We start from the raw sequence: 25,123 nt of genomic DNA on the forward strand, positions 1-25,123 counted from the left end.
GAGTGCCCCACCCTTCCTACGCTAAAAAAGAGTCGCAAGCCTGATCTCTCTATGAGAGGATGTCGGTCACTATGTCCCTCTGCCGATTTTGCAACGCGAAAGTTGGACTTTTCCGAAACGAACACGTCGAGTGCGCGGAAAAAGCGCGAACAGGCCAGACTTTACTACGTGAACTAGTGGAAAAAGCTGTTCTAGAGGGTGGGAATGCTGCCGATGTGATCCCTCGAATGACGGGATTAACTGAACAGTATCGAATTCCCGCCCTCGATGCCAAAGAAACCGCAATTTCCGCCTTGGATAGGGCGACTTCAGAAAAGGCTAGGAAGGTCGCCTTGAGCCCTCAGGAATTTGAGAATATCTATGAGCTGCTTTGTCACTACAAATATGAGTTTGCCGATCCAGCCAATGTCGCGAATAAACGCTTTGGCTTCTCGTACGCTGGAATGAGCAACATTTTATGGCATGTAAAACAATACTCCCCGCTTCCTTATGACGGTTTAGGGCGAACTCAATTCAATTTGGAATATAACGAAAACCCTATCTTCTGCTTCGGCTCAACTACCCTGGCCGAGGAGCGTACGATTTCTAGCCATAACTACGCTGGGATTAGCGTTCCGCTGGGTGACGGGATCAGGTTTAATACCGGTTCATACGGGAACAGAGCTGTTACAGGCCTGCAGCCACTTGACGAGGGTGACTTTCTCGTTACTGACAGATCCATCTACTTCGGCGGCAAGCATAAAACCCTTCACATCCCATATCGAAGCATTCTTCGAACCCAACCTTACACAGATGGCATAGGTGTATCTCAAAATAACGGCCCGGAAAAAGTATTCGTTCAAGCACTACATGGTGCGGAGTCCGGCTGGTTCGTAAACGAATTGATTTTGACGCTCATGGAGCAATATAAGGAACGAGTAGCCCACCCATAACCTGACTAAATCTGTGTGTTGAAGGATGGGTGGGCGGGTGGGACGGGTGGCCCACACATCCAACCAACCCATAAATCGGGTGCCCCATTCATGCGCGACTTCATCGCGCATGGGTGGGGTCCGGGATGCCTGGCGTTACGATGACTTAATGCCGAGCCGTCACAAACGTTATCAAACCGAAGGCCACGACCACTTCATCACCTTCAAGCGACCGCATAGCCAAACCTAATGTCCATGGAGAGGTCCGATATGATTTCCAAATACCGCATCCTTGCAATAGCCGTCATCCTCTGCGGAGCATCTTTGGCGGTCATCCTCGCTCAAAACGTTGCCAGCGGCCACCGCGATCTCCTCTTACAGACGACACAATCCTGGAACGGCAAACCTTACACACACTATCCAACCGGGCAGCCGCAACTCACAATGATCAAGCTGACCATCGCTCCACATACCGCTCTGCCATGGCACACCCATCCGTTTCCAAATGTCGTCTATGTGCTATCCGGCACTCTCACTCTGCACGACAGGGACAGCGGTAAAACTCTGGTCCTTCATCAGGGGCAAGCCCTAGGCGAGACCGTTGACGATGTACATCGGGGAGAGTCAGGTGACGAACCTACGGTACTGCTCATCACCTATGCCGGCACTCCAGGTGTTCCCACCTCAATTCCCGCGAAGGGAGAGAAAGAGGAATATTGAATTAGGAGTGGCGATCCGGACGGGTGGCCCACCCATAAATTTCCCAATGTGGGTACCCCATTCATGCGGTTTTATCGCATGAGTGGGTCATTCGCGCGAATGCGCGAACCGCTGCGATTCCGTCCCTATCAAAACTGCTAGTCCCGCCCGCCTTTCTCTCCGCCTACAATCCTCTCTCGAGGTGAATCCATGCGCAGAACAGCCACAACCGCGATCCTCGCCCTGGCAGCCATCGCCGCCACGCTCTCCGCGTCCGCCGATAAGCTCAAAGGCCCCGCCACGCTCAAGGACCTCCAACCCTTCGGAACCACGGACAAACAGCACAAGCATCAGGCCTACGACCTCTCCTTCGACGCCGAAGGCCACAGCTACACCTGCCGCACCAATTCAAAAAAATCCACCGACGCCACCGAGTTCGTCGTCGGCAGCCAGATCAACTACGAGATCGACAAGAACAAGGCAAAGATCAAAACCCGGCAAAACAAAAAGCTCGAGTGCAAGATCGTCCGCGTAGAAAAGAGCCCAGCCCCATAACCCCAGCCCGCGGGTGGCCCACACATAAGAACCAGCCCATACATCGGGTGCCCCATTCATGCGGTCTCATCGCACGAGTGGGTCATTCGCGCGAATGCGCGAACCCGGACAAGCTAAAATCCCTCGATGCCCACAGGCCTAATGCGATACCAGAAAACGGGCAACCTCCACTTCATCACCTTCAGTTGTTACCGACGTCTTCCCCATCTTGAAGACCCCGAACCTAAGAACATCCTCGAACGAGTCATCGAGAGGGCCCGCCGCTCCCACAACCTCGCCATCTTCACATGGTGTCAAGTCCCCAAACTCGCAAAAACGCCCCTAACCAACACAAAACAAACAACAAATAAACTCGCCCGAAGTGGCATGCCAGTTCGTGCCACTCGCTATAATAGAAACAGAAGAGAAAAGAGCCCCGGACCAACCCGGGGCTTTTACTTTTTGATCAACTTGCAACCTATAACCGCAACGAACAACTGTCTTTTGAAGACATTGCGCCAACTCCATGCCAAATTCCTTGGATTTCCTGGGTTTGGCACGCCAATTGTGCACGAAGTCCAAACCTAAAGTCTCTGTTTGGAAGATTTTGCACAAAAAACCGGGGGAGGGGGGAGCGACGCGTCAGTACTCTTGCTGAACTGATTCGCAAGAGTAATATTGGGCCACAGTAAATACCCGGGATCCAGTCCAATCCGCTCCAAAAGGACATATCCGTGGCCACAGAAGCGCATTCAAAGGATCACGTCCAGCGCGCCCTTGAAGTCGCAATCAACATCGGTCTTCTCGCTCTCCTCACAACGGCGTGCCTCCTTATTCTGCGCCCATTTCTCCCTCTCGTCGCCTGGGGCATCATCATTGCAATCGCCGTGTATCCCGCATACAGCAAGTTCCGGAGCCTCCTCGGCGGACGCGGAACGCTGGCCGCGGTCCTGGGTACCTTGCTCTTCCTCGCTGTCCTGATCGTCCCGGTCGCCTTATTGACGGAGACGATGATTGAGGGCGTCCAGAACCTGACCACTCACATCAAGAATGGAACCCTCAGCGTCCCCCCTCCGCCCGACAGCGTCGCCACCTGGCCCCTCATTGGGGCGCCGTTGTTCCGTGCCTGGACCATGGCCTCCACCAACCTCACCGAACTGCTCACGAGTTTCGCTCCGCAGATTAAAGCAATCGTCCCCGGTCTGCTCTCCGCCACCGCCGGAGTCGGTCTCACTGTTCTGCAATTCGTCCTGTCCATTCTGCTTGCTGGCGTTCTGCTCGCGAAGGCTTCGGGCTGCGCCAAAGTCTCGCGCTCGCTGACCAACCGCCTCTTCGGCGATCAGGGCCCCGAATACGAGGAGCTCGCGGCATCGACCATCCGCAGCGTCACGAACGGAATCCTCGGCGTCGCATTGATCCAGACCGTACTCGCCGGACTCGGCTTTCTGGTCGCCCGAATTCCCGGCGCGGGCCTGTGGACCTTGATCTTTCTCTTCGCTGCGGTCCTTCAGGTCGGCGCCGTTGTGCTCATCCCGGCCGTCATCTACATGTTTGCTATCGCCAGCACGACGAAGGCAGTCTTGTTTCTGCTTTGGTGCGCCTTCGTCGGTCTTATCGACAACGTGCTAAAGCCCCTGCTGCTGGGGCGCGGCGCGGCCGTTCCTACCGCTGTGATCTTTCTGGGTGCGATCGGTGGATTCCTTGTCATGGGTACCATCGGCCTCTTTGTTGGCGCCATCATTCTGTCCGTCGGCTACAAGCTCTTTCTTGCCTGGCTGCAGGGCCCTGAGATCGCGAAACAAGGAATCGCATGATAGTGGACGGGTGGCCCACACATAAAAAACTCGCCCACACATCGGGTGCCCCATTCATGCGCGGCCTCATCGCGCATGGGTGAGGCCCGAGGATGTCTGAGTTTACGATGACCTCATACCGAGCCGTCTGAAGCCGGCGTCCCCAGCGGGCGGTCTTTGCCCGCTGGGGTGGTGAAGCGTTACCAAACCGAAGGCCACGATCATTTCATCACCTTCAGTTGTCACCGGCGACTCCCACACCTGAACAACAACCACGCTCGTATCGTCTTCCTGAAGACTCTCGAAAAACTCCGAGGCGCCACCTGTTCTATCTCTTCGGCTACGTCCTCATGCCCGAGCACCTCCACCTGCTCCGACTGGGTCCCGTGCGTACCGCTGAACGACGTCATTACGGCTGCGAGCCAGCCATTCCGATGGGGACATTCCGAGACGCTGGGTGAAGACTCGCGTCAGAGCCGTGGCGTTGGCATATCCAACGGCGGTTGCGATGAGCTTCAGCGAGTTGCCTTTGCGCAGCATGGTTTGGGCGATGGCGAGGCGCCAGTTGGTGAGGTAGTCGAAGGGCGTGATGCCGACGACTTTGCGAAAGTGAGCAGCGAAGCGTGCGCGCGACATGCCGGCGCGCTGGGCGAGCTCTTCGAGTGTCCAGGAGGTCTCAGGGTGTTTGTGCATGACCTCGATGGCCTTAGTGAGACGAGGGTCGCTGAGGCCGATTAAGACCCCGCTGTCGACCAGGCGCGCGTTCATGGCTGAACGGAAGAGGAGCACGAGGACGTATTCGAAGAGGCGATCGAGCGCGGTCTGGCGGCCGGGGAGGTCGGAGGAGGACTCGGAGAAGAGTAGCTGGAGCGCTGGCGTGAGTTCAGGGAGGGAGTCGAGCGGGATGATGAAGGGCTCGGGGAAGGACGCGGTGAGAGGGTTCAGCATACCGGTGCCGAACTCGACGGTGGCGCAGACGAGCTCGGTGCCCTCTTCCTCGGAGGCGTGAAGACGATGTTGATGAGGGCGCGGGAGGAAGATGATGCTCGGAGTATTGACGACGATGGGGCGAGCGTTGGGATGAGTGACGGTCAGCCTTCCTTTTTTGAGGACGTGAAGGTGGCCGGCCTGTTCGTCCAGGTTTGGGGAGATGCCACAGAAGGCTCCGGAGTAAAACATGCGCGCGGAGAGCGTGAATCGTTCGAAGAATGGGGCGAGGCGATCCATGATGAGACCTCAACGAGACTATAAGATATCTCAACGATACTCCGCGTGACAATTCGTACCATCTCATACTCAGAACGATTCCTGAGCGGCGCTGAGGCGCTTCAGGAGATTGGAGAAGACGATGTCCCGCATTAGTCCTGTTGTTTCATCGAATGTCGATAACAAGGTTGCCAGCACGCTTTCCCAGGTAGGGAAGAGTCTGGGAATGGTTCCGAACCTGTTTGCGACGCTGGCACATGCTCCCGTGGCTTTGGATGGGTTCCTGTCGCTGTCGAAGACGCTTTCGCGTGGCCGCCTTTCAGCCGCTCAGCGCGAGATTGTGGCCCTGGCGGTAGGCCAGGAGAACGAGTGCCAGTACTGCCTCTCGGCGCATACGGCCATGGCGAAGGCTGAAGGCGTAAGCGAGGCGGAAGCCCTGAAGGCGCGTGCAGGAGACGGCGAGGATCCCTTTGACCGTGCGCTGGCGTCGTTCGCGAAGAAGATCGTTCGTCAGCGCGGTCATGTTTCGGACGAGGATATCAAGAACGCGCGGAAGGCGGGGATCGATGACGGCCTGATGATGGAGGTCGTTGCCAATGTCGCGGTGAATACGTTGACCAACTATGCCAATGAACTTGCCGGTACTGAGATCGACTTTCCCGTGGTGGAGGTGAAGTTCTGATTCGGGCGCACAGGACTGCGGCAAGGATGGAAGGAAAGGATAAAACGATGATCAAGCTTATCAAGTTTCTATCAAATGCGGCTCTTCCAGGGAGACCTTGACTATCGCTTCATTCGCGCTTCGCTACCTCATTCCATCTAGGGGCAACGAGCACGTGATCATCGTCGGACAGACAAGATCCGTTCTGCTCCACGCTGATGGGCACCCACCGGAGTATTGAAGGGGTGCCTATTGGCAGAGCACATATACGCAACTACCTCAACCACAGTAAGGAGAAGCTATCATGAACCGGGTTCTGTCAGGACAAGCAACTATCGCGGAAAAAGAAGACATAATGTTTTCTGCTGACCTCTCAACTAAAACAAAAAGCAATTTAACCAAATTAGCTGCATGGATAAATGATCGCAATGTCCCCTTCCTGATCACCAGTATTGGCATGATCGTTATGCTCCTTTGGGCCGGGTCTTATAAGATGACGGCTCCCGGCGCCGAAGGCATAGTTCCCCTGGTTTCTAACAGCCCTCTGATCTGGTGGCACTTTAAGTTATTCGGTCCCTATATGGGATCGGACCTTATCGGCCTTACCGAGTGGCTTTCCGCCGTCTTGATTATCGCAGGCTATTTTCGCCCCAAGGCCGGCATCGTAGGAGGGCTCATCGCAACGATCATGTTCTTTACAACCAGCACTATGGTCATAACTACCCCCGGCGCGATTATTTCCGTACCTGGGATTCACGGGATGAGGTACATGAGTTTCTTGGGCCTGTTCCTTTTCAAGGACGTTATATCCCTCGGAGTGTCCTTTTATCTGATCAGCTATTTCGGCAAGAAGGCGATCCTTTCCGAAAACAAATGCTAATAGCTGGGTGCCCCATTCATGCACGGTTTCATCGCGCATGGGTGGGGTCAGAGGACGTTTGACGTTACCGCGAGAAGAAACCCTGAGCTTAGCCACATCGGTCAGATCCTCTAATGTTCCAAGCGATCTCCTCGGAACTGCTTCTTATAAACACGGCTCTCAACCACCCCTGAGTCTGTGACGATGGCTCGAAGCTCATTCCCGTCGAGGTCGATCACAAAGTCCAGGTGTACCGTCCCACCCAGTGGAGATACGTCGAGTGCCATGGTGCCTGTACAATCCGGATTCACCGTATACGTGCCCTTAAGGGTCAGCTTTTGGATATTGCCATTCGCGCTTGCGGTCGCGGTCGCTTCAATATTGCCTCTCCCATCAAAGGTCTGCCTGCCTACCTCAGCGATAGAGCCGGCAAAAGGAGGCGGCGCAAAGGATGGGAGAAGAGTCCCTATGCTGGTGAATCCGAAGCTGCCCTGCAGGGTGGCCCTCGAGCATTCTTTACCCTGAGACTCTGAATTGCCCATTTGAGCTCCCAGCTTCGACGTTAGAAAAAGCACTGCGACCACGAACACCCACGTCAGAACCACTCCGTAAACCGACTTTGAGTTTCTCATTCGCTTTCTCCTGCAATAACTCTCAGATTTCTAGTGAACGTTTTCGGGCGGAGTGATGCCACGCGAGCAAACGAAAGCTCTTCATGGAATCGCTCCACGCAAAGGATTGCTTTGTCTAAGTTCGGCCCTTGTACCAGCACTCAAGGCCTCATTCGAAGCGCCGCGCGACACTTGTGCCACAGCCCATCACAACCAGGTTCCCGCTCGTGTCGAATATCTCAAGCTTAATGGTATCGGTGAACTCGTTCGCGTTGCTGTCCAGTTCAATGGCTCGCGTGAATCTATGCCTCTGTATCCACACTCCAGCGGGGCTGAAGACGAAGGTTTCAAACACCGCGCTGTAATCCTGACCACCCGTGTGCCGCCAGACACCCTGGCCGGAAGTGGTCAGCGCGGGGAACTGGCCTGCGCTCACTTCGATGAGAGTACCCCCTTTGGCGAAGGTAAACAGAGCTGGGAAGGTCCTCTGCACCGCGCCCGTCTGACAATCCCGTACCGTGATCTGCAAGCGCCACGTTCCCTCAAGCCGGCCCCCCTGCGATTCTGAATCGTCCGCTTGAGCATGCAGGTTCGACTTTGGGAAAAGCGTGACCGCTAGTGCGAACACCAATACCGGAACCAATCCGTAAACCAACTTTAAATTTCTCATCGCCCTTCTCCTCTTCTGAAAGACCTCCTCTGTCTCTCTGGTCGTCGTTTCGATTGGAGTGAGCCACGCGAGCAAACGAAAGCTCTTCATGGAATCGCTCGATGCAAACAGAAGTGTGTGGCCTGAGTTCAGCCCTCGTACCCCACTTGTACGATCCGGCTCAGTCGCTTGAAAGGGACCCGGGGAAAGAAGCCACAGGTCGGATGCAGAATCATACACCCCCGTACACAGGAGGGGTGGGACAGGTGCCTCACACATCCAATCAACCCATACATCGAGTGCCCCATTCATGACGCAGTCTCATCGCGGCATGATTGGGGCATTCGCGCAAAAGCGCGAACCCGAACGAGCTAAAATCCCACCATGTCCGGTCCAACCCTCCAGCAGCGCCTCGACCGCGCCCTCCAGATCCTCGCCGAAGCCGAGCGCGAGCACGCCGCCGGAGTTCCCTACCCCGACCACACCGGCGCAGGCTCCTGGCCCCAGATGATCGAGCACCTCAAGAAGCTCATCGCCTAACTCCGCGAAATGATCGCCAACGAATAGACCGTCTACTCAGGACACCCCGCGTCCATCCACTTCTTGAAAAGCGAAACCCGCTCCTCCGGCCAAGGCTCATCAGGAGGCATCGAGCCGTTCGCAACCGCACCGTAGACACTCTGCGCATTGGCGGGGACACACATCCACGCGGGATCATCAAGATCAATTCCTATGCCCTTCATACAATCAATGTCCTCATCCCGGAAAAGAGGGCGGATATCTGTCGCAAAACTGAGAGCCATTGGTACCTCCTTTTATTGCCCCTCCTTTTGATGATTCCGGATTCATGCCCACGCCTTGCCCAGTCCTTCCAGACCGGCAGCCGCAAGGTCCTCCGGTCTCATCACGGGATGCAGCTCAACCGCCGCGTTGAACAAAAGAAAGAACGGCTCGGCGAGCGCCGGAATCTTCGACGGGTCCGCCAGGTCCACTATCAGAACACCGCTCCGTTGGCCGTGGCGGTCCGTGAAGTACGCGGCCTCAGGCTTCAACTGATCAAGAATTCGCTTCATCTTGGCTCCGGCGGAGCCGTCTCTGACCGCTGCATTGAAGGTCTCGACTGGAAACGAAACATACATAATCATGCGCATCGAACACTCCTGTCGCCGATGGCGGATATCTGATGGGCCCTGTGAGGAAGAACGCCAAGCTACGCCCGCAGGAGGGAACGAGTCAAGGGAATTTACCGCCGGGTGGCCACACACCCCGAACCCACCACATCGGGTGCCCCCATTCTTCCGCTCTCATCGCATGAGTGGCTGTCCTGGCGACTGCTTCGGGAGCTTACAATCCAGCTCGATATACTACTTGCATCAGGAAGTCGGGTCTTCGATTCGCCGCTGCACAAACGCCCCTTTACTTGACGGAGCATTGCATGTCACTTAAGCAAATTGCATTGAAGTACATTCCTAATCCTGTCCTGCAGCCAGTACGTGCCCGCCACTACCAGAACCAGTTGAAGCATTACGACCTCAACGCCGAACCCGATCTCCTCGGCTGCAAAGCCCTGTTGCGGCCCGGCGACATCGTCATCGACATCGGCGCCAACATCGGGGTCTACACCCGCTTCTGCTCGGAGTTCGTCGGCGCCTCCGGCCGAGTCTTCTCCCTTGAACCCATCCCCGAGACCTTTTCCTACCTCACCAACAACGTTCGCTCTCTCGGCCTGACAAACGTCAGCTGTTACAACTTGGCTGCTTCCGATCACGACCAGGACCGCGCTACCATGAGCATTCCGCAGTACTCCACTGGCGGTGCCAACATCTACGAGGCCACCCTCTCTCAGACCGGCGACATTCCCGTCAAAGTCACCCGACTCGACACCCTCTTTCCCGACCTCTCCCCCAACCTCATCAAGTGCGATGTAGAGGGGCACGAAGTCGCCTGCATCAACGGCGCGCTCCAGATCATAGCCCGCGCTCGTCCGCGCTGGATCGTCGAGGTCTCCGGACCCCGAACCTTCGAGCTCTTCGCCTCGCTCGGCTATGACGCCTTCGTCTACGACAAGGGCTCGTTCCGCCCTGCCATCCCCACCGACAAGACACCCAACTACTTCTTCTTCCCCCGCGAGAACAACCCCTCTCAAGGCTCCGCCTGACACCCAAAGGGAAGCCCCTCCAACCGGAGGGGCCTTTCCTTTAGAACTTCCACTTCACTGGTATTAGCTTTGTCTTGGAGCAACCGAAGGTACCCGAAGGAGAAACACTCTGCGTGCTGCTCCACGATCCGGTCCAGTTTGAACCGCCGCCGCCCCTTGCGCCGCCAAGAACAAACTGCTTCCACGGTTGATTGTTATTGTTGACGCCTTCCGGTGTCCCTGCATGGTCGCCGTTGCTTTGTCCGCAGGCGGTTTGGTGTCCCGCCTTAACGGCGAGGGCGTTGTAGTCGGAGGTAAAGCTTGTGTAGACGGCGGCACCCCATTTCCACTGGATGGATATTCCGGAGACTCCGTTGGTGCTAAAGGTGCCGGCCCACTCTACGTTGGCTCCTTCGGGCAAACCGTAGGACGGTACGGGGACCGCGAGGCCGGAGAGGAATATCTCGTCGTCTCCCGTGACCGGAACGGTGGTCACCCATGTGTTGGTCATCGCATTGAACGTGCTGGAACTACAGGTAGCAGAGGGAGAGAAAGTGATCTGCGCGTTGGGCGCCGAACTATTGAATGGCGTTCCGTCTCCTGTGACTGAGATTGTTGAGTTGGTGAAGCTGATGGTTGCGCCGGTCTTGGGAATACCCTTCGCGGTGAAGTTGGCGTTAAACCAGACCCAGTTACCCGAGGCGATTGGAGTTCCGTTGAAATTCGATGTGATGGTCGATTGCGCTGAGCAGGATGGCGGGGGCGGAACTCCGCAAGTCAGATTTATCGGTGAGACGTTGATGCTGATTGTATCGGTCGAACCCTTGTACCCGGCCGATCCTGCAGTGCCGGAGAAGCTGAAATTGCCGCTTAGCGCCGGAAAGGAGCCCGTTACGGTGCTATTGAATGTGGTGGAAGTCGCGGTGAAGGGAATTGAACCAATGATCGGAAAGCCGCTCGCGTATGGTGAGCTGTCTATTTCGAAATCGATCGTATAGCTAGTTCCCGGAATCAGCTGTGAGGCGCTTACGGAGAGGTTGTAGGCGTTACAGGTGATGGTAGCGTTGGCCGTGTCTACAATTGCCAAGGCTGGGGTTGCACACAGTACGAGCGAGCCGAAGAATGCGGCACAAAGAGCTCGATACCTCCAAAACATAGGTATGCCTCCGTTGCGAACAAAAGACATACATCACTATGAGTCATCGAGCGGTTAACAGAAGTACCACCTTGGGGTGATTGCACCGACCGGCAATAGCACCAAATACGAAAGCCCCTCCAGTCGGAGGGGCCTTCCCTAAAATAACTCGCTGAAAACTCTACGAAGCCGCCAGCAGGTCCTGTTCCGCCCGCAGCCAATCCTGCAGGTGGAACCCGTCCTGCCACCCGCGCTCCATGTAGTACCTGTGCGCAAGCATCGCGATCTGTTCATGGCTCGGCCACGGCGTAACCTTCGTCGAAACCGCTGTAACTTCAACTTCTGCAATCTTTACCGTCTTCGCCTTCGGAGCCGCCTTGGCCTTCGTCTCACCTGCCGCCTGCGCCACCGCCGTCTTCTTCACCGGAGCTTTCCTCGGCTTTTTCTCCGTCTTCTCTGCACTCATCTCACATCTCCTCGCTCGGGTTTTCGCCTCCGTTCGGGGCTGTCCTTAGGATAAAAGACCGCGAGCCGAATCCGAACCCCGAACCGTAACTATTTGGTTAATGCAGCCGAGGCGATACCCTACCGCTCAAACACCACCGGATGCCTCACCACCCACCAGCAAGGCGAGCTCCCCGCCTGCGGAAACCCCTCCGGAAGCAAAGAAACGCTGCACTGCACCTCCACCTTCCCGTCTGGGTAGTATTCCTCCTTGCCGCCCTTCAGCGGAGCAACCACAAAGCGGCCAACCGTCATCACCCTGGTCCCGCCTCCAGCCAGCACCCGCACCTGCCAGACCGCCCAGTCGAGCGCATAGATTCCGGCCATTCCCGCCAGAACCCACACCATTGCCCGTCCGACAATCCTTCCCAAGCTCGCCTCCTGCCACCACCGTACATGCAAACCCGCCGCGCGCGTAAGAATCTTCCCGGCCAGCTTGTAAACTCAACAAATGGGTCTGTTCCGCAAGAAGATCAAGCAGGAGCACAAAGTCATGCTCCAGGCCGAGCGCGCCGCCGGGGCCCTCCTGCCCGAGTACCACCGCCCAACCCCCGAGTGCCCTCAACCCGAGCGCTGGCACATGTACGATTCCATGACCGCCGAGGCCGAAGTCCTCGAGTTCCTCCGCACCCTCATCACCACCCTCAAGCCCGCGCTCGTCGTCGAAACCGGCTCATTCCTCGGAGTCTCCACCCTCTGGATCGCCGAAGGCCTCAAGGCCAACGGCTTCGGCAAGATCATCTCCTGCGAGTTCGACCCCGTCGTCTTCGCCAAGGCAAAAGAAAAGATCGCGGCTTCGGGCCTGTCTGAGTGGATCGAGCTCCGCAACGAGTCCTCTCTCGAGATGCACATCGAAGGCACCATCGACATCTTTTTCTCCGACTCCGACATGCCCATCCGCGAAGCCGAGGTCAAGCGCTTTCTCCCGCAGATCCGCCCAACCGGCCTCATTCTGATGCACGACGCCAGCTCACACCTCAAGACCGTCCGCGACGCCGCCTTCCGTCTCGAAGCCGAGGGACTCGTCTCCGCCATCTTCCTGCCCACCCCCCGCGGACTTGTCCTCGCCCAGCGCCGCGAAGGCCGAGCCTGATCTCTATGTAAAAAAATGCTTAGCTCCGAAAACCCGCTAACGGACGGACTCATCAAAACATCCTGATCCGTTTGGTTTTCAGCACTTTTCGGGGGAAATCATGCCACGTTTCACTGCCGCTCGTGGTGCCACCACCCTCGTGGCCCTCAGCCTCGCAACCCTCCCGGTCCTGGCCCAGGAGACCCAGCCCCGCCCCACCTACTCGCAGGAGGACACCCTCCGCATCGCCAAGGAAGTCCGTAAGCGTCTGTTGGGCCTTACCAACTTTAGCGTCTTCGATTGGCTCGCCTTTGGAATCCACGGCAAAGCCGTCGTCCTCCGCGGTTACGCCTCCCGCCCCACCCTCAAGAGCGACGCTGAAAGGGCCGTCAAGGGCATCTCCGGCGTCGAGAGCGTCGAAAACAATATCGAGGTACTTCCCAACTCACCCAACGACGACCGCATCCGCGCTGCCGTCTATAACCGCATCTACACCCAGCCTGTTCTGCGCAAATACAACGCCAACCAGGGTTCCATCGGACGCGCCATCGGTCCCGGCCCCAACATAGCCGCTAGGGCTGGAGGCATCACCAACTCTCCACCCATCGGCTTCCACGCCATTCACATCATCGTGAAGAACGGCAACGTTATCCTCGCTGGTGTCGTCAACAACCAGACTGACGCCGACATCGCGTACATCCAGGCCAACGGAACGTCTGGCGTCTTCAGCGTCAACAACGATCTCGAGTTCCCCGGCGCCGTTCCAAAGACCCCCAAGTAGCCATGACAATCGACCGGCACCCGAGAGTGTGCCGCTCGAACTTCACATCAAGGTCTACAGATTGAACAGCTCCCGCAGCCGCTTCGTCTGTGCCCGGCTCACCGGAATCTCCGTCTTCTTCGGGTCATCCATCCTGAGCTGATAGCTCGACTTGAACCACGGCACCACCTCGCGGATGTGCTGAATGTTCACCAGGTACGATCGGTGCACCCTCCAGAAATCCTCTGGCGAGAGCTGCTCCTGCAGCTCCTCAAGCGTCCGGCAGTTCGAGTGGCCCTCCACTGTCGGCGTCACCACAGTAATCGTCCCTTCCTCAATCGAAGCGAAGCAGATCTCCTTCTGCGCCACCAGCAGCAGCCGGCTCTGCGCCCGCACCACCACCTTGCCCGTTGGTCTGCCCATCTGGAACTTCGGAGCTTGAGCCTGCTCCTCCACCAGCTTCAGCAGCGCATCCAGCTTCGCTCCCGTCTCCGGGTTCATCCCGGCCGACTCCGTCGCAGCGAGCGCCGCCAGCCTTCTCTCTGCCTTCTCGATCGTCTGCATCACCCGCTTGCGATCAAACGGTTTCAACAGATAATCGACCGCGTTCACCTCGAACGCCTTCACCGCATACTGGTTGTAAGCCGTCGCAAAGACCACCTGGGGCAGCTGCACCTTGCGGTCCAGCAGCTTTTTCAGGACCGCAAAGCCATCCAGCCCCGGCATCTGCACGTCGAGAAAAACCACATCAGGCTTGTGAGTCCGGATCAGCTCCACCGCTTCGATCCCGTTGGTCCCCTGGGCGAGGACCTCGACCCCGCCGCCGTGTTCCAAGAGATACTGCAGCTCCTGTCGGGCAAGCGGTTCGTCGTCGATGATGAGGGCAGTCAAGGACATCAGAGAAGTTGCAGGTTGCAGATTACAGGTTGTCAGTAATCAGCAAAAGCGTTAGCAAGCAACTGACAACTAACAACCTGTCACTAGTCACTATACGCCCGCAGCCTCGCCGGAGCATGGTCCTCAGCCAGGTCGTGCCCGCACTGCACGCAGTACACATCCGTGATCTGCACGCCGCGAAAGCACCGCCCGCACACCGGAGCCAGTTGAAACTGGCACTGCGGGCAGAAGTGGTAGCTCGACGTAATTTCCGTCCGGCAGTGCGGACACGGCATCAGAATCGGCTGCCGCAGCATGAAGTACACCACCGCGCCGATCCCGCCCGGCAGCAGCAGAACGATCAGCATCCACAACCCTGCAGGCATCTTGCGGCGCTTCACATCGCGGCTCACATAGCCCACCAGCAGAACGTAGCTGGCCAGCGCCGTCCCCCACGAGTAGCCCATCAACAGCCGCATCGGCAGCATCTCATGCTTATGGTGTGGCAACACCACATGAAACAGGTACTGGACCGCCGCAAAAACTAACACCGCCAGAATCACCGACCACGCGGGGATCAGGCTGAGCTGGTCTTCATTACCAGCCAGCGCCTCCTCCGATCGGCTCACATCGCGCTTCCACGGCATCGTCGGCATCGTCATCGCGTGAACTCCCTACCGGAGCGCTTCGTGCGGATACGACGAAACCATACCATCGTCATCAGCGCCACCGACACAGGCAGGAACCACAGCAGCAACACCAGAAACTGTTCGCTCGCATCCGGCACGCCATTCGGCGCCAACTCATACTGGTCCAGCAGACTCCAAACTGCCGTACAAATGATCACCAACAGTCCCGAGCAGACAGCCAGCGGAATCCACAGGCTCCGCGCCCGGCTGCGCTGCGCCGCCAGCGCCTGCGCACGCGCACGCACTACCCGATGCGTCCGGTTCACCAGTGACGCCCGCGCCGCCACATTCAATCTGGGAAAGGAGTCCAGCGAACCCGGCAGAACGGCTCGTGCATCCGCCTCCCGCTCGCGCAGGATCTTCTCGATGGCATCGTTCATACCGCCGCCTCCGAGGTTCCCCGAGTCAACCGCAGCTTCTCCACCTCAGGCTTCAGCGCGGCCAGCCCGCGATAAAGCCTCGACTTCACCGTCGACAGCGGAGCCCGGGTCACCCCTGAAATCTCCTCCAGCGACATCTCTTCATAAAACCGCAAAACCAAAACCTCGCGCGAAGGCCCATCCAGCTTCAGCAGGACCTCGCTCACCTCGGCCGAGTCCTCCCGCGCCTGAAGCTGCTCCAGCGGCGATGGCCCCTCCATCGCCACCTCGAACGGACGATCATCCTCGATCGAGTCGTTCATCGCATCCAGGCTGACCATCGTCCGCTTGCGTGAGAGATCGATCACCAGGTTCCGCGCAATCGTAAAAAGCCAAGTATCGAACCGTGCTTTGCCGTTGTACTGTGCCCCGCGCAGCAGCACCCGCATCCAGGTCTCCTGGAACAGGTCTTCTGCCACCTCGCGCTTGCCCGTCAGAAACAGGAGAAACCGCAGTAGCCTGTGCTGGTACTGCTCAATCAGATGGTCCAGAAGCTCCGGGTCCTGCAGCTTCAACCCGCGAGCGATCACCATATTCTCGCTCAGCGTCAGAGCGGCGGCGTGCTTGACAGCGATCGTGGCAGATCCGCGGTTCATGAGGGTAGAGACGCCTTTCTCGCCTAAAAAGTCTCGGTCCTGATCGCGAGAACCCACCAATTCTCCCGACTTATCGCTCAGGTAGGACCCTGTACCCTCCATTCTAAAGCCCTTCCACCCGCTTCTTCCAGAAGCCATTGCACCCACTTCGTTGTCATTCCGACCGGAGCGCAGCGAAGTGGAGGAATCTGCTGTTTTCCCGTACCATCTCAAATCTTCCCGTAAACTGAAGGAATGGAAGTTCTCTACGGCCTCCATCCCGTTGAGGAGGCCATCCGCTCCGGCGCCCGTCAGCTGGACCACATCTCTGTAGCACGCGAACGCAGCGGCGCCCGCGGCAACTCTGACGCCCGCCTCGAAGCCGTCATCGCCCTCGCCCGCGCAGCCAAAATCCGCATCTCCCTCGAGCCCCGCGACCAGCTCACCCGGCTCGCCAAAACCGACGCCCACCAGGGCATCCTCGCCTTCGTCCGCGAGCGCCAGTTCCTCACCGTCGAAGACCTCCTCGCTCGGCCGGCAACGCAGCCCGGCCACCCCCGCTTCTTCCTCGCCCTCGACGGCCTCGAAGACCCCCACAACCTCGGCGCGCTTCTCCGCACCGCCGACGGTACCGGCGTCGACGGCGTCCTCATCCCCGAGCGCCGCAGCGCTCCCATCACCGCCACCGTCGCCAAAACCTCCGCCGGCGCCTCCGAGCACGTCCGCATCGCCCGCGTCACCAACCTCGTCCGTGCCCTCGAGCAGATGAAGAAGGCCCACGTCTGGGTCGTCGGACTCGACGAGCGCGGAACCCCCGACTACACCGACTACGACTTCTCCTCCGACACGGTCCTCGTCCTCGGACGCGAAGGCGCGGGTCTCCACGACTTAGTCAAAAAGACCTGCGACCACCTCCTCCGCATCCCCATGGCCGGCCAGGTCTCCTCGCTCAACGTCTCCGTCGCCGGAGCCGTCGTCATGTACGAGGCCCTGCGCCAACGCCGCGTCCCATCCGTCCAACAAAAGACCGCGCAAGCCTCAAAGCGCACCAAAGAACGCAAAGGTCTGGGGTCCTGAAGTCCATGTTGTCCTCCGCATCACGCTGCCTCTCCATCCTCCTGGCCGTCCTCCTGGCTCAAACCTCGCTCGCACCTGCGCAGAAACAACCCGCCCCGCAGCCCCCCCAACAGCCGACGCAACAGAAGGAACCTTCCGACACCCTAGAGCCCGGCCCCGCTCCACCTCCCGGAACCGTCCTCTTCAACCGCAACATCAACCAGGAGCAGACACCCCAGCCTCCGGCCCAACAGCCGGCTCCCGAAAAGGAGCTGGTCACCCCCACCGACGCCGAGCGCGCCTCCCTCACCTTCACCGCCTACGACCTCGCCCTCCACATCTCCCCGGCGACGTCACACCTGGCCGCGCACGCCCAGTTCACGGTCAAAAACACCGGCCCCTCTCCGCTCCCTCGCCTCGCCCTGCAGCTCTCCTCAACCCTCCACTGGGAGAGCGTCACCCTCCGTACCGCGGGCAGCACCCAGCCCCTCACCTTCGCCGAGCATCCCCTCGACACCGACGCCGACCACACCGGTCAGGCCACTGAAGCCGTCATCACGCTTCCCCAGCCCCTCGCCCCCGGAACCACCCTCGACCTCACCGCCATCTACTCCGGCGAGATCCCCTTCTCCGCCGAGCGCCTCGAGCGCATCGGAGCCCCGCTCGACAAGGCTGCCGCCGCCGACTGGGACGCCATCACCCCCTCGCTCACCGCCCTACGCGGCTTCGGGAACGTCCTCTGGTACCCCACCGCCTCGCCCTCCATCCTCCTCGGCGACGGCGCCAAACTCTTCCAGGCACTCGGCCAGGCCAAACTCCGCCAGTCCCCCGCCACCATCAGCCTCCGCCTCACCGTCGAGTACACCGGCGAGGCCCCCGCCGCCGCATGGTTCTGCGGTCGCCGCGAGGTCTTCCACACCATCCCCGAGAACCCCGGGACCTCCGTCACCGATACCCCCGGTCTCGCCACAGCCGAGTTCTCCCCCCGAACCCTCGGATTCCGCATCCCCAGCCTCTTCATTGTCCCCACCGACGCCACCGCGACCGACAACATGCTCCTCTCGGCCATCACCCAGCAGCCCAACGTCCTTCCCAGCTACAACGCTGGCTTGCAGCTCGTCCGCCCGCTGCTCTCCGACTGGCTCGGCCCCAATCCCCTCGAACCCCTGATCCTCCTCGACCACCCCGGCCAGCCCTTTGAGGACAACGCCCTCCTCGTCGCCCCCATGCACGCCGCCGACGCCGCCTCGCTCGCGCCCCTCCTCGCCCACTCCCTCACCCACGCCTGGTTCTATTCCTCCCACCCCTGGCTCAACGAAGGCGTCGCCCAGTTCATGACCCTCCTCTGGGTCGAGCGCAACCAGGGCCGCAACGCCGCCCTCGCCCAACTCCACCAGCAGGTCAACACCCTCGCCCTCGCCGAGCCCCAGATTACTGGCACCAGCGACCCAGCCACCACAGGCCAGTCCCTCATCGAAGCCCACGACGAAACCACCTACTGCGGCACCAAATCCGCCGCCGTCCTCTGGATGCTCCGCTCCCTCACCGGCGACGCCGCACTCAAACATGCACTCGCTCTCTACCGCGACACCGCCGCCCGTAGCCCTAAAGAGGACGCCGACTCCCACGCCTTCCAGCGCACCCTTGAACAGGCCTCCGGGCGTGACCTCGGCTGGTTCTTCGACGACTGGGTCTACCGCGACCGCGGCCTTCCTGACCTCTCCATCCTGAACGTCACCCCGCGCGACCTCTCCACCGGCGGCAAGACAAGCTGGCTCGTCTCCGTCGAGGTTCACAACGACGGCTACGCCGCCGCCGAGGTCCCCATCACGGTCCGCTCCGGCACGCTCACCAAGACCGAGTTCCTCCGCCTCCCAGGCCGCGCCACCGCCTCCACCCGCGTCCTCTTCGAGGGCATCCCCGCCGAAGTCATCGTCAACGACGGCACCATCCCCGAGCAGACCACCCCCACCCACACCCGCAAGCTAACCCTCACCCAGACAACCAACTAAGCGAGCAGCTTCGCTTCCTGCCGTCGCAGCTGCCTTTCTCGTTGTCATTCCAACCGGACCCCGAGCGGAGCCGAGGGGGAAACTCCAGCTTCCCCCCCAGGATAACCAAGATAACCAAGATAACCAAGATAACCTCACCTGCTGCGAATCAGGACTACCGTCGCATCATCCGTCCGGTTCGACCCGTGCCCAAAACGCTGCACCTCTTCAATCAGCCCTTCCACACACGCATCCGGCTGAAGAAAGTGCTCCCGCAGCCGCGCCGGGCCATACTCCTCGTCACGGCTGTTCATGGCCTCTGTGATGCCGTCCGTGTAGAACAGCAACCGGGTACCGGGCTTCATCTCTATCTTGCACTCCGGATACGAAGACGCACCCAGCCCCAGCGGCAGGCCCGAATCGACCTCCAGAAACGAGCACTTGCCGTTGATCAGCAACGGCCGCAGGTGTCCCGCGCTGGCGACAGTAATCTCACGCGCCCGTGCATCGAGCACCGCGTAGATCATCGTCACAAATTTCCCCATCGGAAAGTCCTCCGACAGCGTCTGGTTCAAACGCACCAGCGTTTGGCTGGGGGAGGAATCCAGCTTCGCCAGCGAGCGCAGAATCGCTCGTGTGGCCGACATCAGCAACGCCGCCGGCATCCCCTTGCCCGACACGTCGGCGAGCACAATTCCGTAGCGGTCCTCGCCAAGATCGATGAAATCAAACCAATCGCCGGCCAACGTCCCAGCCGGATGCCACGCCGTCTCAAACGCGAATCCGGAGACCAGTGGAACCGCCTTCAGAAATAACGACTGCTGCACCGCCCGCGCATCGTCTGCCTCGCGTTGCATCCTTTCCCGCTCCATACGCTCAACCTGGAACAGGCGTGCATTCTCAATCGCCACCGCAATATGCCCTGCCAGCGCCTGCAACACCTGCAACTGGTCGCCGGAAAAAGCGTCCAGCTCCTTATGTTCGACGCTCAGAACACCGACGATCTCGCCCCGCGCCTGCAGCGGAAGGTCGACCGCGGAGCGCGTCTCCTCCTCGCACTGTACGTAATACGGGTCCAGTCTCACATCCCTCGCGTAACGCATCTTTCCCGTTTTCGCGACATGCCCCACCATCCCTTCCCGGCCGATCTTCAGCCGCGCGCCCTTCATGTTGACCGTGCAACCCCTGACGCCTTCGAGAACCATCTCGTCGGTCTCCCAATCGCGCAGCCACACGGAGACTTCGACGCAGCCGATCGAAGCAGCAATATCATTCACGACCCGCTCCAGCAGAGCATCCATGTCCAGAGTAGACGTAATGAGTTCAGCAGCCCGCTGCAGCTTCATCAGGGTTTGAACATAATCGCAGGATGAGTGAATCCGTGAAGGAATACCACCACTGGTATCAATCGGGCGAAGTGCGGGGGTAGCCATAGACCCCTCCTTGACCGGGGAAACCGGGAACACACACCTCCACCGGTCTGACTTACGAATTAGACGCCGCTGCCACCAACGAGTCGCAAACTTTAGTCACTGCCGGATGTTCAGGTCTCGCCTCTGAGACCCGAGTTTCGCAGGGTGCTCGGGTACCCATCCCTTTAGTTGTCATTCCGACCGAAGCGAAGCGGAGTGGAGGAATCTGCTGTTGCTGTTGCATTTGCTGTTGCCGTTGCATTTGCCGTTGCTGTTGCTGTTGCTGTTCTAGGTTGTCATCCCCGAAGGGGATCTGCTGTTGCCTTAATGCGTAGTCACCTCCGCTCGCTTCTTCCTGCAGAAATCTCTTGTGAGCTTATTGCTCAATCCCTGACTGAAATCGAACCGCTTGGCCGCCGCGTTCCACCGATACGCCTCACCCTTACATTTGCCGAACTTCGTTCCATCGCTATTCCTGCTCCAATGCCCCGAGAAGATCGCGTGCTCCGACCGAACCATCTCCACGGCCTTGCCGTGCATCACTGATGCCCCTTCCAGGAACACCATGGACGAAACCATTCCATCTTTTCCTCGAAAGAGCGCAACAACGGGTCGACCGTCTTCCATCCGCATGACGGTCATCGCATCGGTATAGGCGCCGCCTGAGCCAAGGTCCACAAGAGCCTCTAACGTTCCCCTGCCAGTGACCTCCGCGGTGCGGGAAATCGACACGGCGTAGTGCTCCCCTGCGTCCCGAAACTCCTTTTGGGTCGCCTCTTGGACCTCAGGAAGCATAGCCTTCCAATCAACCACCGTAGGCGAACTCTCCAGAGCAAACGCACCCGTACATCCGATCATCGAAGCACAAGCCAGAACGACCTCTCTCCGCATAAATCCTCACAATGACCGCTGCGTTTTCCTTGAATCAATGAGCTTTAGGGTGTCCCACCCTTCGCGGCCTTACGCGAAGGGTGGGGATGCACAGCCCAGTTGTCATTCCGACCGGACACCAGGCGAAGTCGAGGGGGAAAGGGGGGAGTGCTTCGTCAGGTCCGCCTCCACCTTTTGGCAGAACTCCCGCGTCAGCGTCTTGCTCAACTTCCTATCGAAGCTGAAGCCCTTCGCCACACCGTCCCACTGATACGCCTCGCCCCTGCATCGCTTCACCTTCGTCCCATTCACGATCCAGTGGCCTGAATAGACCACATGCTCCTTTGGTCTAAGCTCCACCGCCTCGCCGTTGCCCTCCGACAGCCCATTGAGGAAGACCATCGACCCGACCTTGTCGTTCTTCCCGCGAAAGCGCGCAACGACAGGTCTGTCGCCCTCCATCCGCAACAACGTCAACTCGTCGGTATAGGCGCCGGAGCCAAGGTCAACTAACGCCTCCGACAGCCCCATGCCCGTCACATCGGCCGTCTGAGAAACCGACGCCGGATAGTGCGCTTGAGCAGCCTCCTTCGGAAACGCCTGTCTAACCGACGATCGCACAGCGGGAAGCATCGCCTTCCAATCGACCGTTGCCGGGGCATTCTCAAGACCAAAAGCGCCCGCGCATCCGAGTAAAGGGACACATACCAGAAAGATCTTTCTCCTCATCGCATCTCCTGTCGCATCAATGTCCGTCCAAGCGAACCTGCCCGCTTGGCGATTAGCCTACTAAGGTCACCGCCCTTGTCAATTCCCCGGATGGCTCGAAGCTCAAAACAGCGGCGAACCCTCCATAAAAATCCTGTCAAGCCCCCAAACCACTTAACCCAATCAAAACAAGCCACTTCCGCGTGGCAGAGTAGTTCCTGTCAATCCATTAAAATAGAACTAAGTACAAAGCCTCACCCCGGCAGGGGAGTTCAACGAACAACTAACAACCAACAACTAACAACTAACAACCGTATTTTCAATATTTTGCCCATAACCCCTTTAGATGGAATATCTTACATTCCAAGTCTGAAGCTAAAGTCAATAAAATGAATATTTTACGCAAATCCACGGGGAGGGGGGGACCCCTTACCGGCGCGGCCTCTTTCGCGAAGGCGCCACCGGACGAGCCGTATTATCACGCCAGACCTGCGCCTCGCCCCACTGCCGGGTCGCAGTTAGATCCACCCGGAACGGCCCAGCGGCCCGGTCCGTCGGCAGCGCCTCGGGCAAACCGTCGCCAATCTGCGGAACGGCCTTCGCCAGCGCCAGTAGCCGCGCCGTACTAGCCATCCCCGTCAGGTGGAGCATGTACCCTGACTCGTCAACCCGCCCGTCCATCAGGGCAGGCTCCTTGCCGCCGAGCGCAAGCTTCACTGGCTCCAGCAGAAACTCGCTCGCCGGAGGCGTAGGCGAGGCATGGCGGCGGCGGCCCCTCGGATCCATGGTTGGCCGCTCCGGTGACCGTAGTGCGACATCGCCGGTCACCAGCGACGGGCCGTCCGTCGCGGTCTTCAGGCTCGCATTGGCCAGCACCAGCTCACCGGCCCATCGCCCCGCCTGCGCCTGGCCATCCTTCAGCCCGTCAAAGCTGAGGCTGCCCGTAAGCGTGCCACTCGCCGCCACGCCCGCCGGAACCCGCGTGCTGACCACGTGCCATCCAGCCACCAGCGCGCTCGCCGGAACATCCGAGACGCCGGCCTCAAGCGTCGACGCGCGCCACTGCCGCACATCCGGCACCGAACCCGAGACCGCCAGCGTCGCCTTGCCCTGAGCCTCTCCCGGAGGCCAGCTGCACCGCACCTGCGTCAGGCTGTGGAAGAGCTGCGTCGCCTGACCGCGGCACTCGAGATCGACCGCCAGCGCCTGCTCCGGAACAAACTCCGCGAGCCGCGCATCGTTCAACCGTAGCTGAGCCACCACCACACTCGAGTCCATCGTGCCCTTGATGGTCGTCTCCAGCGCCAGGTCGCCGCGCCATCCGGCGTCGCTGGCAAAGAGAATCTTGCTCGCCTCGCCCAGCGGAGCGCCGCGCCACGAGCCTGTAAGTTCGATCGGGACCTCGCCCAGAGACCGCGCGCGCCCCAGCATTGCCTCCAGCCGCAGCGTGCCCGTGTCCGAGACGCTCGTGTCGGTCCGCATCGGCTTGCCCTGCAGGCGCAGCCGCCACTGCTCAGGATTCGGCAGCCACAACGCGAACTCGGCATCGGTCAGCGAGTAGGGCGTCTTCTCTGCGCCTTCCTTCACGTTGAGCCGAGCGCCCGTGGCCTCGATATATGGAAACCGCGGAGCCGGCCCGGCCTTCTCCTGCGCCGTCGGAGCCGCAGCGATCCGCGACGCCTGCAGCAGAATGCTCTCGATGTTCCACTTGCCATCCGGCATGTGGACGAGGTTCACGCTCGGCTCGGTAAAGCTGATCGTCGAAAACTCCACGCGCCGCCGCCATAGCGAGCTGATTCGCAGCGTCGCCCGCACCTCGTTGGCCCGGATGATTGGCTCGCTCCCGAACGCCGGGTCTTCGCTCACAACGAAGTTCTCAAGCGTAAACCCCGGAAGCGGCAGCAGACTCAGCGAGACGCGGTCCAGATGCACGGGACGCCCCAGGCTTCCGCTGATGCTTGTCGCAATCCGCCGCTGGAAGCGGTTCACATTAATGAAAGGAGGCAGCAGCACAAGCAGCAGAAGCGCGAGCACGCCCAGCGCGATCCAGCGCAGATGCCGCAAGAGCGCACGCGGCCCTCCAGTGCCCTCGCCAGACTTGAGCTCCTCGGTTGGATCGATCTTCTGCATGCACTCGCTCCCGGCCGCACACCAGCGCACGGACCGGACTTCGCCTCGTTATCGAATGATGTGGAGTGTACGGTTCCAGCGCGTCTGATCGAAGATGTGGACCAGAATGTGGGTCATGAAGCTGAGCCGATCGCCCATCGACTGCTTGTTGATCTGGTCGGCTGGCGTCTCGAACGACCAGTACACAAACATCGGCCGGCCCACAATGTTCTCGCGCGGAACGAAGCCCCAGTAACGGCTGTCGAGGCTCTCCGTGCGGTTGTCGCCCATCGCGAAGACCTTACCCGGAGGGACGACAAGGTCGCCGTCCTTGATGTTGTTCGGAAGCTCATACTGCCAGGTCGCCGTCACCCCATACATCGTGTCCGGCGGAACGCTCGGGAAGTCGTCGCGGTAAGGGTTGTACTCATGCTGCGGGTCGCCGTCAGCCACCGGCTTGCCTGCCTGCGGCTCATTCTGCGCCACGCCGTTCAGGTACACGATGCCGTTGCGCAGATGGAGATGGTCGCCTGGCAGCCCGATCGTCCGCTTCACCAGAAACAGGTCCGGCTCACCCGGCTTGAGAAACACGATAATGTCGCCGCGCCGCACATCGCGGTAATGAACGAAAGGCGCCCATTTGGCCGGAGGAGCCAGTGAGGTGCGATCCACCAGAACGTGGTCGCCGATCAGCAGCGTCTTCACCATCGACGCCGAAGGAATCTCGAAGTTCTGGAAGATGAAGGTCATCACGAACAGGCCGATGGCCAGCACACTGCAGATCGACGCCAGCGACTCAAGCGGAGTCTCCGTCTGCTGTGTCTCTGCCGTCTCTACGTCCTTCTGCGCCGATTCCATCGTGTTGGTCAAAATTCCCTTCTCCCGAA

General features: G+C 59.4%; 30 protein-coding genes. 13 read left to right on the forward strand and 17 right to left on the reverse strand.

Translation table 11 applies throughout. From position 1 onward, the window contains the following. Window positions 1-176: 176 nt before the first annotated feature. The 4 genes from OHL16_RS06835 (at window position 177) to OHL16_RS06850 (ending at window position 3,958) form a co-directional block, all read left to right on the forward strand. Window positions 177-932, forward strand: a complete 756-nt coding sequence (locus OHL16_RS06835; protein ID WP_263366368.1) for a hypothetical protein — start codon at window positions 177-179, stop codon at window positions 930-932. A 249-nt stretch (window positions 933-1,181) separates the two neighbouring features. Continuing rightward, on the forward strand, window positions 1,182-1,631 hold the full coding sequence (locus tag OHL16_RS06840; RefSeq protein WP_263366369.1) for a cupin domain-containing protein: 450 nt from the start codon (window positions 1,182-1,184) through the stop codon (window positions 1,629-1,631). A 189-nt stretch (window positions 1,632-1,820) separates the two neighbouring features. Continuing rightward, the gene (locus OHL16_RS06845; RefSeq protein ID WP_263366370.1) at window positions 1,821-2,165 is read left to right on the forward strand and encodes a hypothetical protein; all 345 of its coding nucleotides are present in this window, start codon (window positions 1,821-1,823) and stop codon (window positions 2,163-2,165) included. A 713-nt stretch (window positions 2,166-2,878) separates the two neighbouring features. Then, complete coding sequence (locus OHL16_RS06850) at window positions 2,879-3,958, forward strand: AI-2E family transporter (protein WP_263366371.1); 1,080 nt, start codon at window positions 2,879-2,881, stop codon at window positions 3,956-3,958. Between the two features lie 327 nt (window positions 3,959-4,285). On the opposite strand, the gene OHL16_RS06855 is transcribed toward OHL16_RS06850, so the two are convergent. Then, a complete protein-coding gene (locus OHL16_RS06855) occupies window positions 4,286-5,164 on the reverse strand; it encodes an AraC family transcriptional regulator (protein ID WP_263366372.1) in 879 nt (292 codons plus the stop codon). Between the two features lie 121 nt (window positions 5,165-5,285). Between OHL16_RS06855 and OHL16_RS06860 the strand changes: the two genes are divergently transcribed. Both OHL16_RS06860 and OHL16_RS06865 read left to right on the forward strand, forming a co-directional pair. Next, window positions 5,286-5,825, forward strand: a complete 540-nt coding sequence (locus OHL16_RS06860) for a carboxymuconolactone decarboxylase family protein (protein WP_263366373.1) — start codon at window positions 5,286-5,288, stop codon at window positions 5,823-5,825. A 283-nt stretch (window positions 5,826-6,108) separates the two neighbouring features. Then, complete coding sequence (locus OHL16_RS06865; protein WP_263366374.1) at window positions 6,109-6,684, forward strand: YkgB family protein; 576 nt, start codon at window positions 6,109-6,111, stop codon at window positions 6,682-6,684. Between the two features lie 110 nt (window positions 6,685-6,794). Here the strand turns inward: OHL16_RS06865 and OHL16_RS06870 are convergent, their stop codons facing one another. Together OHL16_RS06870 and OHL16_RS06875 are read right to left on the reverse strand one after the other, a co-directional pair. Next, entirely contained in the window at window positions 6,795-7,295 is a 501-nt protein-coding gene (locus tag OHL16_RS06870; protein WP_263366375.1) for a hypothetical protein, read from the reverse strand. Window positions 7,296-7,443: 148 nt separating this feature from the next. Then, window positions 7,444-7,803, reverse strand: coding sequence for a hypothetical protein (locus OHL16_RS06875; protein WP_263366376.1), 360 nt, complete (start codon window positions 7,801-7,803; stop codon window positions 7,444-7,446). A 504-nt stretch (window positions 7,804-8,307) separates the two neighbouring features. Here OHL16_RS06875 and OHL16_RS06880 point away from each other — a divergent pair. Next, complete coding sequence (locus OHL16_RS06880; protein WP_263366377.1) at window positions 8,308-8,463, forward strand: hypothetical protein; 156 nt, start codon at window positions 8,308-8,310, stop codon at window positions 8,461-8,463. A 32-nt stretch (window positions 8,464-8,495) separates the two neighbouring features. Here OHL16_RS06880 and OHL16_RS06885 read toward each other — a convergent pair whose 3' ends face one another. Together OHL16_RS06885 and OHL16_RS06890 are read right to left on the reverse strand one after the other, a co-directional pair. Next, window positions 8,496-8,666 carry a hypothetical protein gene (locus tag OHL16_RS06885; protein WP_263366378.1) on the reverse strand — a complete coding sequence of 57 codons (171 nt, stop codon included), beginning with the start codon at window positions 8,664-8,666 and terminating at the stop codon, window positions 8,496-8,498. 102 nt (window positions 8,667-8,768) lie between these two features. Then, the gene (locus OHL16_RS06890) at window positions 8,769-9,074 is read right to left on the reverse strand and encodes a DUF3303 family protein (protein WP_263366379.1); all 306 of its coding nucleotides are present in this window, start codon (window positions 9,072-9,074) and stop codon (window positions 8,769-8,771) included. A gap of 284 nt (window positions 9,075-9,358) precedes the next feature. On the opposite strand from OHL16_RS06890, the gene OHL16_RS06895 reads away from it, so the two are divergent. Further along, entirely contained in the window at window positions 9,359-10,081 is a 723-nt protein-coding gene (locus tag OHL16_RS06895; RefSeq protein ID WP_263366380.1) for an FkbM family methyltransferase, read from the forward strand. A 40-nt stretch (window positions 10,082-10,121) separates the two neighbouring features. Here the strand turns inward: OHL16_RS06895 and OHL16_RS06900 are convergent, their stop codons facing one another. After that, on the reverse strand, window positions 10,122-10,571 hold the full coding sequence (locus OHL16_RS06900) for a hypothetical protein (protein WP_263366381.1): 450 nt from the start codon (window positions 10,569-10,571) through the stop codon (window positions 10,122-10,124). On the opposite strand from OHL16_RS06900, the gene OHL16_RS06905 reads away from it, so the two are divergent. Beyond that, complete coding sequence (locus OHL16_RS06905) at window positions 10,561-11,058, forward strand: hypothetical protein (RefSeq protein ID WP_263366382.1); 498 nt, start codon at window positions 10,561-10,563, stop codon at window positions 11,056-11,058. The two genes, OHL16_RS06900 and OHL16_RS06905, sit on opposite strands and share 11 nt — an antisense overlap. A gap of 318 nt (window positions 11,059-11,376) precedes the next feature. Here the strand turns inward: OHL16_RS06905 and OHL16_RS06910 are convergent, their stop codons facing one another. Both OHL16_RS06910 and OHL16_RS06915 read right to left on the reverse strand, forming a co-directional pair. After that, a complete protein-coding gene (locus OHL16_RS06910; RefSeq protein WP_263366383.1) occupies window positions 11,377-11,661 on the reverse strand; it encodes a DUF2934 domain-containing protein in 285 nt (94 codons plus the stop codon). Window positions 11,662-11,780: 119 nt separating this feature from the next. Continuing rightward, entirely contained in the window at window positions 11,781-12,071 is a 291-nt protein-coding gene (locus tag OHL16_RS06915) for a hypothetical protein (protein ID WP_263366384.1), read from the reverse strand. A 79-nt stretch (window positions 12,072-12,150) separates the two neighbouring features. Between OHL16_RS06915 and OHL16_RS06920 the strand changes: the two genes are divergently transcribed. Then, the gene (locus OHL16_RS06920; RefSeq protein ID WP_263366385.1) at window positions 12,151-12,792 is read left to right on the forward strand and encodes an O-methyltransferase; all 642 of its coding nucleotides are present in this window, start codon (window positions 12,151-12,153) and stop codon (window positions 12,790-12,792) included. A gap of 100 nt (window positions 12,793-12,892) precedes the next feature. After that, window positions 12,893-13,552 carry a BON domain-containing protein gene (locus OHL16_RS06925; protein ID WP_263366386.1) on the forward strand — a complete coding sequence of 220 codons (660 nt, stop codon included), beginning with the start codon at window positions 12,893-12,895 and terminating at the stop codon, window positions 13,550-13,552. Between the two features lie 54 nt (window positions 13,553-13,606). On the opposite strand, the gene OHL16_RS06930 is transcribed toward OHL16_RS06925, so the two are convergent. The 4 genes from OHL16_RS06930 to OHL16_RS06945 form a co-directional block, all read right to left on the reverse strand. Beyond that, window positions 13,607-14,428 (reverse strand): LytR/AlgR family response regulator transcription factor, encoded by an 822-nt coding sequence (locus OHL16_RS06930; protein WP_263366387.1) that lies wholly within the window; start codon window positions 14,426-14,428, stop codon window positions 13,607-13,609. Window positions 14,429-14,511: 83 nt separating this feature from the next. Next, window positions 14,512-15,069, reverse strand: coding sequence for a zinc ribbon domain-containing protein (locus tag OHL16_RS06935; protein ID WP_317891045.1), 558 nt, complete (start codon window positions 15,067-15,069; stop codon window positions 14,512-14,514). Next, window positions 15,066-15,476 (reverse strand): hypothetical protein, encoded by a 411-nt coding sequence (locus OHL16_RS06940; protein ID WP_263366388.1) that lies wholly within the window; start codon window positions 15,474-15,476, stop codon window positions 15,066-15,068. Before OHL16_RS06940 ends, OHL16_RS06935 begins: the two co-directional genes overlap by 4 nt. After that, entirely contained in the window at window positions 15,473-16,111 is a 639-nt protein-coding gene (locus OHL16_RS06945) for an RNA polymerase sigma factor (RefSeq protein ID WP_263366389.1), read from the reverse strand. Before OHL16_RS06945 ends, OHL16_RS06940 begins: the two co-directional genes overlap by 4 nt. A gap of 234 nt (window positions 16,112-16,345) precedes the next feature. Here OHL16_RS06945 and rlmB point away from each other — a divergent pair, with 234 nt between their 5' ends. Further along, a complete protein-coding gene (gene rlmB / locus OHL16_RS06950; protein ID WP_263366390.1) occupies window positions 16,346-17,167 on the forward strand; it encodes a 23S rRNA (guanosine(2251)-2'-O)-methyltransferase RlmB in 822 nt (273 codons plus the stop codon). Window positions 17,168-17,172: 5 nt separating this feature from the next. Beyond that, a complete protein-coding gene (locus OHL16_RS06955; RefSeq protein ID WP_263366391.1) occupies window positions 17,173-19,158 on the forward strand; it encodes a M1 family aminopeptidase in 1,986 nt (661 codons plus the stop codon). Window positions 19,159-19,292: 134 nt separating this feature from the next. On the opposite strand, the gene OHL16_RS06960 is transcribed toward OHL16_RS06955, so the two are convergent. The 5 genes from OHL16_RS06960 to lepB all read right to left on the reverse strand — a co-directional run bounded on the left by OHL16_RS06960 (window position 19,293) and on the right by lepB (window position 25,094). Then, on the reverse strand, window positions 19,293-20,570 hold the full coding sequence (locus OHL16_RS06960) for a GAF domain-containing SpoIIE family protein phosphatase (protein WP_263366392.1): 1,278 nt from the start codon (window positions 20,568-20,570) through the stop codon (window positions 19,293-19,295). Window positions 20,571-20,873: 303 nt separating this feature from the next. Further along, a complete protein-coding gene (locus OHL16_RS06965) occupies window positions 20,874-21,362 on the reverse strand; it encodes a hypothetical protein (RefSeq protein WP_263366393.1) in 489 nt (162 codons plus the stop codon). Between the two features lie 180 nt (window positions 21,363-21,542). Next, window positions 21,543-22,148 carry a hypothetical protein gene (locus OHL16_RS06970; RefSeq protein WP_263366394.1) on the reverse strand — a complete coding sequence of 202 codons (606 nt, stop codon included), beginning with the start codon at window positions 22,146-22,148 and terminating at the stop codon, window positions 21,543-21,545. Between the two features lie 408 nt (window positions 22,149-22,556). Then, on the reverse strand, window positions 22,557-24,257 hold the full coding sequence (locus tag OHL16_RS06975; RefSeq protein ID WP_263366395.1) for an AsmA family protein: 1,701 nt from the start codon (window positions 24,255-24,257) through the stop codon (window positions 22,557-22,559). Between the two features lie 48 nt (window positions 24,258-24,305). Beyond that, a complete protein-coding gene (gene lepB, locus OHL16_RS06980; RefSeq protein WP_263367423.1) occupies window positions 24,306-25,094 on the reverse strand; it encodes a signal peptidase I in 789 nt (262 codons plus the stop codon). Window positions 25,095-25,123 lie beyond the last annotated feature (29 nt).

The sequence above is a fragment of the Edaphobacter bradus genome, assembly GCF_025685645.1.
Taxonomy (GTDB): domain Bacteria; phylum Acidobacteriota; class Terriglobia; order Terriglobales; family Acidobacteriaceae; genus Edaphobacter; species Edaphobacter bradus.